The organism is Halopolyspora algeriensis, from assembly GCF_003337235.1.
Classification (GTDB): domain Bacteria; phylum Actinomycetota; class Actinomycetes; order Mycobacteriales; family Pseudonocardiaceae; genus Haloactinomyces; species Haloactinomyces algeriensis.
On record NZ_QPJC01000016.1, the window covers coordinates 63410 to 76403 of the forward strand.

Annotated in this window: 12 protein-coding genes; 5 read left to right on the top strand and 7 right to left on the bottom strand. The window is 68.9% G+C overall.

From position 1 onward, the window contains the following. Positions 1-141: 141 nt before the first annotated feature. The 3 genes from DFQ14_RS19545 to DFQ14_RS19555 form a co-directional block, all read right to left on the bottom strand. On the bottom strand, positions 142-1647 hold the full coding sequence (locus DFQ14_RS19545) for an SDR family oxidoreductase (protein ID WP_114454785.1): 1506 nt from the start codon (positions 1645-1647) through the stop codon (positions 142-144). A gap of 99 nt (positions 1648-1746) precedes the next feature. Next, positions 1747-2466: a DUF1990 family protein gene (locus DFQ14_RS19550; RefSeq protein ID WP_114454786.1), complete on the bottom strand. Its 720-nt coding sequence runs from the start codon at positions 2464-2466 to the stop codon at positions 1747-1749. A 4-nt stretch (positions 2467-2470) separates the two neighbouring features. Continuing rightward, positions 2471-2683, bottom strand: a complete 213-nt coding sequence (locus tag DFQ14_RS19555) for a hypothetical protein (protein ID WP_114454787.1) — start codon at positions 2681-2683, stop codon at positions 2471-2473. A gap of 110 nt (positions 2684-2793) precedes the next feature. On the opposite strand from DFQ14_RS19555, the gene DFQ14_RS19560 reads away from it, so the two are divergent. Further along, positions 2794-3546, top strand: a complete 753-nt coding sequence (locus tag DFQ14_RS19560) for a DUF1990 family protein (protein ID WP_246195461.1) — start codon at positions 2794-2796, stop codon at positions 3544-3546. Positions 3547-3655: 109 nt separating this feature from the next. Here the strand turns inward: DFQ14_RS19560 and DFQ14_RS19565 are convergent, their stop codons facing one another. Both DFQ14_RS19565 and DFQ14_RS19570 read right to left on the bottom strand, forming a co-directional pair. Beyond that, a complete protein-coding gene (locus DFQ14_RS19565) occupies positions 3656-4333 on the bottom strand; it encodes an MBL fold metallo-hydrolase (RefSeq protein WP_114454789.1) in 678 nt (225 codons plus the stop codon). A gap of 31 nt (positions 4334-4364) precedes the next feature. Beyond that, positions 4365-5108: a maleylpyruvate isomerase family mycothiol-dependent enzyme gene (locus DFQ14_RS19570; protein ID WP_114454790.1), complete on the bottom strand. Its 744-nt coding sequence runs from the start codon at positions 5106-5108 to the stop codon at positions 4365-4367. Between the two features lie 525 nt (positions 5109-5633). Here DFQ14_RS19570 and uvrA point away from each other — a divergent pair. Both uvrA and DFQ14_RS19580 read left to right on the top strand, forming a co-directional pair. Then, the gene (uvrA, locus tag DFQ14_RS19575; RefSeq protein WP_114454791.1) at positions 5634-8507 is read left to right on the top strand and encodes an excinuclease ABC subunit UvrA; all 2874 of its coding nucleotides are present in this window, start codon (positions 5634-5636) and stop codon (positions 8505-8507) included. A gap of 145 nt (positions 8508-8652) precedes the next feature. Then, positions 8653-9792 (top strand): J domain-containing protein, encoded by a 1140-nt coding sequence (locus DFQ14_RS19580; RefSeq protein WP_114454792.1) that lies wholly within the window; start codon positions 8653-8655, stop codon positions 9790-9792. Positions 9793-10026: 234 nt separating this feature from the next. Here DFQ14_RS19580 and DFQ14_RS19585 read toward each other — a convergent pair whose 3' ends face one another. Both DFQ14_RS19585 and DFQ14_RS19590 read right to left on the bottom strand, forming a co-directional pair. Continuing rightward, positions 10027-11319, bottom strand: coding sequence for an amino acid deaminase (locus tag DFQ14_RS19585; RefSeq protein WP_114454821.1), 1293 nt, complete (start codon positions 11317-11319; stop codon positions 10027-10029). A 72-nt stretch (positions 11320-11391) separates the two neighbouring features. After that, the gene (locus tag DFQ14_RS19590) at positions 11392-11745 is read right to left on the bottom strand and encodes a DUF1844 domain-containing protein (protein WP_114454822.1); all 354 of its coding nucleotides are present in this window, start codon (positions 11743-11745) and stop codon (positions 11392-11394) included. A gap of 369 nt (positions 11746-12114) precedes the next feature. On the opposite strand from DFQ14_RS19590, the gene infC reads away from it, so the two are divergent. Both infC and rpmI read left to right on the top strand, forming a co-directional pair. Then, positions 12115-12630, top strand: a complete 516-nt coding sequence (infC, locus tag DFQ14_RS19595; protein WP_246195459.1) for a translation initiation factor IF-3 — start codon at positions 12115-12117, stop codon at positions 12628-12630. A gap of 132 nt (positions 12631-12762) precedes the next feature. Then, positions 12763-12957 (top strand): 50S ribosomal protein L35, encoded by a 195-nt coding sequence (gene rpmI / locus DFQ14_RS19600; protein ID WP_114454794.1) that lies wholly within the window; start codon positions 12763-12765, stop codon positions 12955-12957. The last annotated feature ends 37 nt before the right edge of the window (positions 12958-12994 follow it).

The window sequence follows — 12994 nt, forward strand, 5'->3', positions numbered from 1 at the left end:
GGGATTGCCGGGTGAGAAAGCCCGCAACGAGAGGGCCCGCTCGCGCGAGCGGGCCCTCTCGTGTGCGTGGTGTGTTCTCACTCGCCCCACGAAACCGCGTCCGTGCAGACCGGAGATTCCGCGGGGCGAGCATCGGGGAACTCAGCGACAGCCCCGCCTCGCGCCCCGCCCGGCCGCACCGATCGTGGAGCGCTGTGCTGCTCGCTCGGCGGCGCGGGTGATGGTGCGTGCCATACCGCCGAACACCAGGGCGTGCACCGGCACGATCGACCACCAGTAGAACCGGCCGGCCAGTCCGTGCGGGCAGAACACCGCGCGCTGCCGGTAGAGCGATCCACCCCCCGAGGCGGGTGAGATGCGCAGCTCCAGCCATGCGCGGCCGGGTAGTCTCCTCTCCGCGCGCAGACGCAGCAGGCTTCCCTCCTCGAGGGCCTCCACATGCCACCGGTCCGGAGCCTCACCGGACCGCAGACGGTGCGCGTGCCGGCGACCGCGCCGCACTCCCACGCCGCCGGCCGGCCGGTCGGTTCCACCGGGGGCTGCCCGGGCGGGCGTGCAGGAGTACCAGCCGTGCTCACCTCCGATGGTCTTCACGACCTGCCACAACCGGTCCGGAGGTGCCGAGGTGCGGCGCACCCGCACATCGCTGTAAGCGGTCCCGCCCGACCAGCCCGGGTCCGAGGGCAGCGGACCGGAGGGATCGCTGGTCGGCGAGGCATCCGACCAGCGCGTTTCCACCTCGCCGTGCCGGATCTTGTGCAATGCCAGCCGCACGGCCCGCTCGTAGCCGGTCAGTCCCCCGGCAGGAGGGGGAACGTAGTCATGGATGTCGTCCTCCCGGCACACGGCCTCGTGGATGAGCGAGTCGATCAGCGGGGAAGCGAGTGCTCGAGGGACTGGGGTGACAACGCTGATCCAGTACGCGCTCAACCGGGCCGAGAGCACACCCACGGGAAACATCACCCGCCGGGCAAGGCCGGCGACCGCCGCGTACCCGTGCAGCATGTCCGCATAGGTCAACACGTCCGGTCCCCCGATGTCGAAGCTGCGGCTGAGCCCGGGCGATAGCGAGGCCGCAGCGGTCAGATAATGCAGCACGTCGCGCACCGCCACCGGCTGCACCCGATTGCGTACCCAGCGGGGCGTGATCATGACGGGCAGGCGTTCGGCCAGGTAGCGCAGGATCTCGAAACCTGCCGAGCCGGACCCGATGATGACCGCCGCCTGCAGCACCACAGTGGGCACCCCGCTGCGCAGGAAGATCTCGCCGACCTCGGTACGGGATCCCAGATGTGCCGAAAGCGCACCCTCGGGATGCAGCCCGCCCAGGTACACGATCCGGCCCACACCGGCCTGCCGGGCTGCCCGCGCGGTGAGTCGGGCCGCCCGGCGATCCAGGGTGGCGAACTCCGGCGAGTTCAGCGAATGCACCAGGTAATACAGCACATCCACACCCCGGCACGCCGCGGGCAGGCTGCCGGGGTCGAGGACGTCCCCGTACACGATCTCGACCTGCTCGGCCCACGGCACATCCCGCAGCTTGTCGGGGGAACGCACCACGCAGCGCACCTCGTGCCCCTCCGCGAGCAGGCGCGGGACCAGCCGCCCCCCGATGTAGCCGCTCGCTCCGGTCACCAGACAGCGCATGTGCCGGAGCGTGCCAACCCCGGACCGCGTCCGCAGCCCGAGACCGCGAACGGCAGTCCGGATGCCCCGCCCGGTCCTGCAGCGGGCAACGGCACCGGATCACGAACCGGGGTGATGCCGCCGGAAAGTGACCCGATCCCGCCGGGCGGGGCGGGTACCGGACGGTGCGAGCACCACGCTTCCCTCCCGGAGGAGGGGCGCGGGCTGCGGGGAACCGGCGAGGCCTGCGTGCACCAGGGTGCGCAGGCGCCTGCCGCACTCGCGGTAGAACCGCAGTTGCCTGCGGCGGCCGAACAGCCACCACCCCAGCTTGACGAGCGGTCCCAGCGTGGGTGCTCGCCGGGAATACCCGGTGATCACGAACTCGACCAGGCCGGACGTGAGGTCCTTGACGACCTCGTAGTCCATCCGTCCCTGTTCGAGATGACCCTTCAGGGTCTCGTATCCCCACCCCCACACCCGGATGCCATCCCGCTCCTCGTCGACCACGTGGGTCACGCGCACGCCCATGTAGAAGCGCAGCCCGAAGAAGCGGCCCTCCAGCAGCATGTTCCGCCCCGAGAGCGGTACGTGACGATCGTAGGTGGCACGGATGAGCTCGGGAGCCGAGAACTCGTAGTCGCGGACCAGCTCGCATGCCAGTTCCCACGCCCCGCCGGGCTCGGGGGGACCCGGGCGTTCGTACGCCACGGGATGCCGATGCGTGTCGAAGTGCCAGCCCGCTGGATGTACCTGCTCGGCGGTGAAGTTCACCCGCCGGTGCCGCAGCTCCCGCAGGGCTCGGGCATGGTCGGTGCCGCCGAGCAGTCGAGCACGCATACCGTCACTCGAACTCGCGCAGCGAGTCCCCGATCGCCCACAACGTCGGAGGCCACAGACCGGTGAACAGCGCCCGGCGCTCGGCGTTGCCGCGCTCCGACTGGTCGACGGTCTTCGCCCGGATCCACAGGCACAGGCACAGCACCACCGACCCCAGAGACAGCACGTGCAGGTGCGTGCTCCGCAGTCCGGCACGGTGCAACATCCATCCGACCATCGGTCCTCCCGGAATATCCGTGTCGCGCGTTGCCGTCGCGGGCATCCCTGGAACACGCCCGCCTTTCGAGCATGCCCGCCGTGGGCGTGCCCTGCGAGAGGAGAGCCGCCGTGGCACTCGAAATCAGGCCCGTTCACCACGTGGTCGTCGTCGTGAGCTGGTTGCTGGGAATGGCCCTGATCTCCTGGCGATACCTGTGGCAGACCACGCCGTTGCACCGTGTCGAGGAGCAGGGCGATGCCACGGATCTGCCGCCTTCGTTGCCGGAGGAACTCGTCGACGAGCACTGCCAGTCGGCCGAGCAGGGCGTGGGAGCACTGTTCCACCGCCGGTTCAACGTGCGCATCGAGGAGGGGGAACTCGACGCCCGCGAGCTGATGGCGGTGCTGAAGAACGATCTGAACCAGGCCGCTCCCTCCGAGGCAGCGGTGGTGGACCGGACCAAGGGCAGCGAGGGTCGATTCCGGGTCGGAGACGAGTTCGTCGTGCGCATGCCAGGGCCGTGGAACGCGCCGGTGCGGGTGGTCGGCTGCGAGGAGACGTCCTTCCGGCTGGCCACGCTGAAAGGCCACATCGAAGCCGGCATGATCGAGTTCCGTGCCCGGGACGAACACGATGCGGTGCGTTTCGAGATCGAGGCGTGGGCGCGGCCGAGTACGCGGGTGTTGCACCTGCTCTACGCGCGGATGCGGCTGGCCAAGGAGATGCAGTTGAACATGTGGACACGTTTCTGCCTGCACGCCGCCACTCTCGCGCGGGGCCGGGCCCGCGGCGGCGTCGGCATCCACACCCGGCGCGTCGTGCTCCCCGCGGCCACCGAGTCCGCGCACCGGCCCGGGAATCGGACACGGGTGCGTCCCTAAGTCCGCGGGTGACGTGGTCGGGTCCCGGTCGCTGTCGATGCCGACCACTCGACACGGGACCGCCCTCGTCCGGGCGGCCCGTTCGATACCGGTTACCGGTTGGTGACCGTCACCAGCCGCGTTCGCGCCATTCGCCGAGCTTGGGACGCTGCTCACCCAGCGTGGAGTCGTCACCGTGGCCGGGGTAGAACCAGGTGGTGTCGGGCAGCTCGTTGAACACGCGATTTTCCACGTCGTCGACCAGCGACCGGAATGCCTCCGGTGAGGTGGTCTTGCCGACTCCGCCGGGGAACAGGGAATCCCCGGTGAACAGGTGCGGGTGACCGGCCGGGTCGCGGTAGAGCAGCGCGATCGAGCCGGGAGTGTGCCCGCGCAGGTGAATCACCTCGACGGCCGACTCGCCGACCTGGATGGTCTCTCCGTGCTCGACCAGTCGGTCCGGCGGCACCGGCAGCGGGCCGGCATCCTCCGGGTGCGCCACGGTGTAGGAGCCGGTCTGGCCCGCGATCGGACCGAGTGCCTGCCAGTGGTCCTGGTGCTGGTGCGTGGTGACGATGGTGCGCAGCCGGAGCCGATCGTCCTCGTGGCCGAGCAGGTCCGCGAGCCGTTCCGGATCGTTGGCGGCGTCCACCAGCAGCGCGTCACCGGTGCGACGGCAGGTCAGCAGGTAGGCGTTGTTGTCCATCGGTCCGACCGAGAGCTTTGTGATGGTCAGCGCGTCGAGCCGGCGCCGCGTCGCAGCGCCGCCCGGTTCGACGTGTCCGGTGTACTGATCCTGAATCTCCACGTTGACAGAGCCTAACCCGTTGCCGACCCCGTCACAGCCACGGTGGCATCTCGGGAGCATCGCCGTGCAGATCGGCGCTGCCCGTCCTGCCGAGCAGCCAGCCGAGCAGTGCACCAGGGTGGCCGCGTACCTGCTTACCGCGCTGGGGCCGCTGCAGCGGCATCCCGAGATCCCACGAGCGCACCGTGCCGCCTTCGAACTCGGCCACCACGGTGACCGCGGGGACGTCCGGGCGCCCCGCCAGTTGCCGGACCGTGTCCTGGAGGAGCTGTTCGACATCGGTGGCCGGGATGTCGTCCATCCCGAAGCCGTAATCGAGGTCGACCAGGTGGACCCACAGCTCGAGCAACCGCGAGCGCAGCACCTCGTAGGCCGGTATCGGCTTGCCCGGGGCCCCCACGACCTCGGCGGTCCAGGCAGGCGGGGACAGGGAGCGAGCTGCCTCGATCAGCCGGGCCGACGAGGCCCGCAGGTCCTCGAGCAGGAGCCGGTGGCTGCGGACACCGCCCTCCCGGATGTCGGCGTCCCTGTCCTCCTTGCTGGTGTACATGGGGTGCTCGACGCCGGTCCGAGCCCAGGTGAGCAGGTTGACGCAGCCGTCCGCCCCACGGGCGAGGTGGGAGATGACGTGCGCGCGTGTCCAGTTCGGCAGCAGGCTCGGCCGGTGCACCGATATCTCGTCCATGGCGTGGACGGCATCCAGCACATGTCCGGTCGCATGCTCGATCGAGGCGAGCAGCGCCGTCGGATGGGTGATTCCGGCGGGAATGCTCATGCTGTCGCTCCGGTTACCGGCCGGTGATTCAAGATCGATCACGAGTGACTCCCCGAGGTGCGGAGAGAGTCGTTGCGTCAGCCGACGCACGGTGGTGAAAGTTCGAGGGTAAGCGGCGCGAACACGGATCCGATAGGCCTTCGGGCATATTTTGTGCAGGTCACGAACTGTGTTGCCTCTCTCGAAGAGGTTTGACTCGAACGAGTGAAGAAGTGCTGATCGACTCGCGGGAATACCGGCCGTCGGTGGGGTGTTGCGCACTCGCGGCCGGTGCTCCGCCCCGGTGACAGCGGTCGGTGTGCCATGCGCGGTGCCGCTCGACGTCGCAGGCACGGCGGAGGCTGCGGGCGTGCTTGTTCGGAGTCGTCGGTGCCCGGGAATAGCATGGAGACGCAACGCCGCCGGACCCGACGGTGCCCCGGCGCCTGCAGGGACCCCGTCCTGCTCTCTGCCGGTGACACGCGCCCGGCCCGGCACGACCACGTGCGTCCACCCGCACCGAACAGCACTCTCGAAGGGATCACAGTGGCTGACCGCCTTGTCGTCCGCGGTGCCCGTGAGCACAACCTGCGTGGGATCGACCTCGACCTGCCGCGAAACAGTCTCATCGCGTTCACCGGGTTGTCCGGGTCCGGCAAGTCGAGCCTCGCCTTCGACACGATCTTCGCCGAGGGGCAGCGCCGCTACGTCGAGTCGCTGTCGGCCTACGCCCGGCAGTTCCTGGGCCAGATGGACAAGCCCGACGTCGAGTTCATCGAGGGCCTTTCCCCGGCCGTGTCCATCGACCAGAAGTCCACCAGTCGCAACCCCCGCTCCACGGTGGGCACCATCACCGAGGTCCACGACTACCTGCGGCTGCTCTACGCCCGTGCGGGCAAACCGCACTGCCCCGTCTGCGGGGAGCCGATCAGCAAGCAGACCCCGCAGCAGATCGTCGACCAGGTGCTGGAGATGCCCGAGCGCACCCGCTTCCAGGTACTGGCGCCTGTCGTGCGGGGACGCAAGGGCGAGTACGTGGACCTGTTCGAGCAGCTGCAGACGCAGGGCTTCGCGCGTGCGCGCGTCGACGGCACGGTGTACCCGCTGGACAGTCCGCCGACGTTGAAAAAGCAGGAGAAGCACGACATCGCCGTGGTCGTGGATCGGCTCACGGTCAAGGCGAGTGCCAAGCAGCGCCTCACCGACTCGGTGGAGACCGCGCTGCGCCTGGCCGACGGTCTGGTCGCTCTGGAGTTCGTCGACGTCGACGAGGGTGATGCGCAGCGGGAACGCAAGTTCTCCGAGAACCTGGCGTGCCCCAACGGCCACCCGTTCGGGGTGGAGGAGCTGGAGCCGCGCTCGTTCTCGTTCAACTCGCCCTACGGCGCCTGCCCCGAGTGCGCCGGGCTCGGCATCCGCAAGGAGGTCGACCCGGAGCTGGTGGTTCCGGACGAGGACCTCTCGCTGGGTGAGGGAGCCATCGCGCCGTGGGCGGGCGGGCACACCGCCGAGTACTTCACCCGGCTGCTGACCTCCCTGTCCGAGGCCATCGGCTTTCGCATGGACACCCCGTGGAAAAGGCTGCCGACGAAGGTCCGCAAGGCGGTGCTGCACGGCACCACCGACCAGGTGCACGTGCGCTACCGCAACCGTTACGGCAGGCAGCGCTCGTACTACGCCAACTACGAGGGCGTCATCCCGTTCCTGGAACGCAAGCTGGAGCAGACCGAGTCGGACTACACCCGCGAGAAGTACGAGGGCTACATGCGGGACGTGCCGTGCCCGGCCTGCGACGGCGCCCGGCTCAAACCGGAGATCCTCGCGGTCACGATGAAAAACGCCGAGTACGGTGAGCTGTCCATCGCCGAGGTCAGTGCGCTGAGCGTGCGCGAATGCGCGGCGTTTCTGGGCGGCCTCGTGCTGGGCGAGCGCGAGGAGATGATCGCGGGCCGGGTCCTCAAGGAAGTGCAGGCGAGGCTGGGGTTCCTGCTGGACGTGGGGCTCGATTACCTGTCCCTGGATCGAGCGGCGGGCACCCTGTCCGGCGGGGAGGCACAGCGGATCCGTCTGGCCACCCAGATCGGCTCGGGCCTGGTCGGGGTGCTCTACGTGCTGGACGAACCCTCGATCGGGCTGCACCAGCGGGACAACCACCGCCTGCTGGAGACGCTGAGCCGCCTGCGCGACCTGGGCAACACGCTGATCGTGGTCGAGCACGACGAGGACACGGTGCGCAGTGCGGACTGGGTGGTCGACATCGGCCCGGGGGCCGGCGAGCACGGGGGCCGTGTCGTGCACAGCGGGCCGTTCAAGGAGCTGCTGGACAACGAGGACTCCCTGACCGGTGATTACCTCGCACGGCGCAAGCAGATCCCGCTGCCGCAGGAGCGTCGCGCGAGAGATCCCAAGCGGCAGCTGACGGTCGTGGGGGCTCGCGAGCACAACCTGGACGAGATCGACGTGTCGTTCCCGCTCGGCTGCCTGATCGGGGTGACGGGCGTGTCCGGGTCGGGCAAGTCGACACTGGTCAACGATGTGCTGGCCTCGACCCTGGCGAACAAGGTCAACGGGGCGCGCACCGTCCCCGGCAGGCACAAGCGGGTCAAGGGACTGGAGCACGTCGACAAGCTGGTGCAGGTCGACCAGTCACCGATCGGACGTACCCCGCGCTCGAACCCGGCCACCTACACCGGAGTGTTCGACCGGATCCGCAAGCTGTTCGCCGAGACGACCGAGGCGAAGGTGCGCGGCTACCAGCCCGGCCGGTTCTCGTTCAACGTCAAGGGCGGTCGCTGCGAGGCCTGCGCGGGCGAGGGCACGCTCAAGATCGAGATGAATTTCCTGCCGGATGTGTACGTGCCGTGCGAGGTGTGCAAGGGGGCCCGGTACAACCGGGAGACCCTGGAGGTGCACTACAAGGGCAAGACCATCGCCGAGGTCCTGGACCTGCCGATCGAGGAGGCCGCCGAGTTCTTCGAGCCCATCACCGCCATCCATCGGCATCTGAAGACGCTGGTGGACGTCGGTTTGGGCTACGTCCGGCTCGGTCAGCCGGCTCCCACCCTGTCCGGCGGCGAGGCGCAGCGGGTGAAACTGGCCAGCGAGCTGCAGAAACGCTCGACCGGCCAGACCGTCTACATCCTCGACGAGCCCACCACCGGCCTGCATTTCGAGGACATCCGCAAGTTGCTCGGCGTGGTCAACGGACTCGTGGACAAGGGCAACACGGTGATCGTCATCGAACACAACCTCGACGTCATCAAGATGTCCGACTGGATCCTCGACCTCGGCCCGGAAGGTGGCTCCGGCGGTGGTCACCTCGTCGCGGAGGGCACCCCCGAACAGGTCGTCGATGTCGGCGGTAGCTACACCGGTCGCTTTCTCGCCCCGGTGCTGGGGCAGCAACAACGTGGGCAGTGACCGGATCGCGTGACTCCGTGCGGCGCACCAGCGGCCCGTCCACTCGCCGCACCTCCCGGTGTTCCTCGGGTGCGGACCGCTCTGATCGGCGCACTGATCGACCCCATATCGTTGCCGTCCGGCGACGGAAGAGGGGACGTAAAGCGTGGACGGGGTCGACCACTACGAGCTGCTCGGCGTGAGCCGGGGTGCCTCGGAAGCCGAGATCAAGGCGGCGTACCGCTCCCTGGCTCGGGTGATGCATCCCGATGCGGGAGGGACTTCCGGAACGTTCCGGATGCTGCAGGAAGCCTACGAGACGCTGAGCGACCCGCGGCGCCGCGCCGACTACGACGCGAACATCGTAGCCGGGGCCACCGCACCGATGCCGCGATCGTCCGCCGGTACCCGGCCCGGCCCTGCGGGCCGTCCCCACTCGCAGGGCCGGAGACAGCAGGGCGGCGGCACGGATCGGCGCCACTTCGGTGGTGATCCGGAATTCGTTCCTCCCGCGCCACGGCCGGATCCGGATGATCTGCCCTGGTGGCACACGATCGACCCCGGCGAGCGAATCCGCTTCCTCCCGGCGACCGAGTACGGGCACACGCCCGTACTGGTCGCCGTCGCGGGGTGGTTGCTGTTCCTGCCGGGCATGCTCGCGCTCGCTCCGACGGTGCTGGTGCTGACCATGTGGCTGGTGCCGGTGATGGCGGTCACCGGGTTCCTGCGATCGGTACCGCACCGGTTGCCGACCGGGCGGGCCGAACGTGCCTTCCTCGCGGAATTCGGCGGGCACCGGGTGTTCGGAGACCCCGGCGCGGTGCGCGGGGAACCGGCCGGGCGGCTCACCGCGGAACTGATGGCCGAGTACCTGACTCGGCTCCCGGGGGTACGCATCTTCCACGGCCTGTCGTGGCCCGGCTCCGTACTCGCCGATGTGGATCACGCGGTGCTGTGCGGGCGGCGGCTGGTGCTCGTCGAGTCGAAGATGTGGTTGCCGGGCCACTACACGGCCGACGGCAGTGGCACCTTCCGGCGCAACGGCCGCCGCTTCCGGGGTGGTGCGACCCGGCTTCCGGAAAGCATCACCGCCTACCGCGATCTGTTGCCCGACTCCGAGGTGTGCGGCGCACTGGTGTTGTATCCCAGCCGCGCGGGCGAAGTGACCACCGGCGACATCGCCGATGTGCCCGCCCCGCCGATGACACCGGAGCAGTTCGTCCGCGAGCTCGGCCGGTGGCTGTCGCAGGAGCCCGCCACCATCGACCGGGAAGCGTTCCGCACCGTGCTCGACCGCCTCGTGTGAAGGGAAAGCGGCCGGGTTCACAGCGAAAGATCCTCGAGGGCCTTTCACAATGCGGCGAAGCCGCATGCACCCCGTCAGCAGCTCGCACCGCCGCGGGTTCTCCGGCACCGCCTCGCGAGGACAGTCCCGACGTGATGGAGCGCCTCTCCCTGATGTCGGGGCTCGGCGCAGCGAGGCAACGCCGGAGGTTCCGCCACCCGCACCGCAACCCAAACCGACCCGCGCAGTCTTCGGTCAAAAGAAGGTGCGGATGAGGTCGACCACCTCGTCACCGCGGACTTCCGGAATCAGCGCCCATTTGTCGAAGACCGTGCACGGATGGGACAGCCCCGAGCCGATCCAGTCGCCGACCTCGATGTCCGCATCCGGCTCCACGAGCAGAAAGGCATGCTGGTCGGCGAGTGCGGTCACGCGAGCGTTCGCCAGCGGCCGGACCGTGCCGTGACGATCGCGCAGCAACCGCGGCTCAGGCAGGTCCTGGTCGAACGAGACGTCCCGGCGTCCCATCGTCAGCAGCGCGAGCCCGTCTTCCGGCCGCGAGGTCACCTGCGCCCAGATCCGCATCGCCGGCCGGAAGGGCGATTCGTCCCCGGCTGTCCGGTGTGGACGGCCGAACGGCGACATCGTGCGGTACAGGCCGTCGTCGTGGGTGACATACGCACCGCTGCGCAGCACCGCCGTCACAGGCAGGGCGTTCGGCCACGGTGCGGTCAGTGCCTCGGCGACCTGATCGAAGTACGCGCTGCCGCCCGCGGTGACGAGCACTTCGTCGAGACCGTCGAAATGGCCGGCCTCGGCCAGCGTGCCGACGAGTTCCCGCAGTCGTCCCATGTAGGAGTCCACGGCGGCCACTTCGTGATCGCCGAGGTCGTGAGCCACCGCCCCCTCGTAACCGCCGACACCGACCAGGCGCAGTACCGGGCTGGCGGCCACGGCCCGCGCGACGTCGGCGGCCGTGCTCGTGTCGCGCACCCCGGTGCGTGCGCCCTCCGCGCCCAGCTCGATCAGGACGTCCACCGGCCGGGACGGCCGTTGCGGAGCCAATGCCTCGGTCATCAGCCGCACGCCGCGGACGGAATCGACCCAGCAGGCGCAGGAGAAACCCGGATCGCCATCCAGCTCCTGCGCCAGCCAGGCGAGTCCGTGCGGATCGACGAGCTGGTTGGCCAGCAGAACGCGACTCACGCCGAAGGCGCGGTAGACACGCAGTTGGCTCAGGTTCGCCGCGGTGATTCCCCACGCTCCGTGGGCGAGCTGGCGCTGGAACAGCTGCGGCGCCATGGTGGTCTTGCCGTGCGGCGCGAGAGCCACTCCGTGCCGGGCGCACCAGGCCGCCATCGTGCGCAGGTTGTGCTCGAGGGCGTCGCGGTCGAGCACCAGGAGCGGGCCGACGAAACCGGAGCCGAACACGGTGGGACGTTGCCGGAGGAATTCCTCGACGGTGCGTCCGAACGCGTCCGCGGGCATGCCCTTGAAGCGCCAGTCGATGCGTTCGTCGTGCAGTGCTGCCACTGCCGCCCGGTCCATCGTCGCCGCGGGCACCGCAGACCTCCGAGCACGTCCGTTGCTCCCGGCAGTCATGGATGCAGTGCAGCGAGCTCAGTACACCGGGCCGGTGTACTTCTCGCCGGGCCCCTGCCCGGGTGGGTCCGGTTCGGCCGAGGCTTCGCGGAATGCGCGCTGCAGGGTCTGCAGGCCGTCGCGGATCGGACCGGCATGGGGGCCGAGATATTCGACGGACGAGGTGACCAGGCCGGCCAGTGCGGTGATCAGGCGCCGTGCCTCGTCGAGGTCGCGAGTCACGGCGCTGTCGGGATCCTGCTCGGACAGCCCCAGTTTCTCCGCCCCGGAGGACATGAGCATCACGGCCGCTCTGCTGATCACCTCGACGCTGGGAACATCGGCGAGTTCGCGGACGTTGTGCTGTGTGCCCGCGTCGCTGAGGTCGCCGATCTGGTCGGAAGTCGAACCCGTGCTCGGCTCGGAAGACTCGGTTGGCTGCGGCTCGCTCACACCTGTTACTCTCACATGAGCGACCAGCTCCCGCACAGTCGGGGGCGGCAAAGTGGAGCCCCGCTCCCACCCGAGTGGCCGGTTCGCAAGGCTTCCGGGTTCCGGTCCCATCGGGCAGTGCCCCGATGGCACGAGGCGGTATGGCGATACCGGTTCGATCGGTCGGAGGAGGATCTCGCGGTCCGCCACAGGGCGGGCGAGATCGCTGTACGTCCAGGGGCGAGCTTCACGCGCCGCGGTGCAGCATGAACGCCATCGAACCGAGGAGGCCCCATCAGCTCCGAGACGCGCATCAACGACCGCATCCGTGTGCCCGAGGTCCGTCTTGTCGGACCGAACGGTGAACAGGTCGGTATCGTCCGCATCGAGGACGCGCTCCGGCTCGCGGAGGAGTCCGATCTCGACCTCGTCGAGGTCGCCCCGCAGGCGCGGCCGCCGGTCTGCAAACTCATGGACTACGGTAAGTACAAGTACGAGAGTGCGCAGAAGGCTCGCGAATCGCGCCGCAACCAGCAGCAGACCGTCATCAAGGAGCAGAAGCTCCGGCCGAAGATCGACCCGCACGACTACGAGACGAAGAAGGGGCACGTGTCCCGCTTCCTCGGTCAGGGTCACAAGGTCAAGGTGACGATCATGTTCCGCGGTCGAGAGCAGTCGCGCCCCGAGCTGGGCTTTCGCTTGTTGGAGCGGTTGGCCGACGATGTTTCCGAACTGGGGTTCATCGAGGCCAAGCCGAAGCAGGACGGCCGTAACATGATCATGGTGCTGGCGCCGCACAAGACCAAGACCGGTAAGGGCAGCAAGAACAAGGCGAACGCCTCGTAACGTCATCCACGCGGTGGCTCGGTGGTGTGCTCGGAGCACACTTCCGGTAACGGCTTCGTCCGGAAGAAAGGCCGGGTAGGCAAGACCGTCAGGTGGGCCTGCCCGGCATTCGCACGAAACGAGGACCTCAACATGCCGAAGAACAAGACGCACAGCGGTACGGCCAAGCGGTTCAAGGTGACCGGCAAGGGCAAACTGCGCCGCGAACGTGCGGGGCATCGGCACATTCTCGAGAAGAAGTCGAGCAAGCTCAAGCGTCGTCTGGAGGGCACCGCGGACGTGTCCGCCAACGACACCAAGAAGGTCAACAAGCTGCTGGGTCGCTGAGGTCGGTTCGCTCGCCCGGTACGTGAGTCGGGACTCG

Bases quoted from the DNA above. Each gene is read 5' to 3' on its own strand.
- DFQ14_RS19555 (WP_114454787.1), bottom strand. From the start codon at position 2,683: ATGGTCGGATGGATGTTGCACCGTGCCGGACTGCGGAGCACGCACCTG.
- DFQ14_RS19585 (WP_114454821.1), bottom strand. From the start codon at position 11,319: ATGGACCGGGCGGCAGTGGCAGCACTGCACGACGAACGCATCGACTGG.
- DFQ14_RS19570 (WP_114454790.1), bottom strand. From the start codon at position 5,108: ATGAGCATTCCCGCCGGAATCACCCATCCGACGGCGCTGCTCGCCTCG.
- rpmI (WP_114454794.1), top strand. From the start codon at position 12,763: ATGCCGAAGAACAAGACGCACAGCGGTACGGCCAAGCGGTTCAAGGTG.
- DFQ14_RS19550 (WP_114454786.1), bottom strand. From the start codon at position 2,466: ATGCGTGCTCGACTGCTCGGCGGCACCGACCATGCCCGAGCCCTGCGG.
- DFQ14_RS19545 (WP_114454785.1), bottom strand. From the start codon at position 1,647: ATGCGCTGTCTGGTGACCGGAGCGAGCGGCTACATCGGGGGGCGGCTG.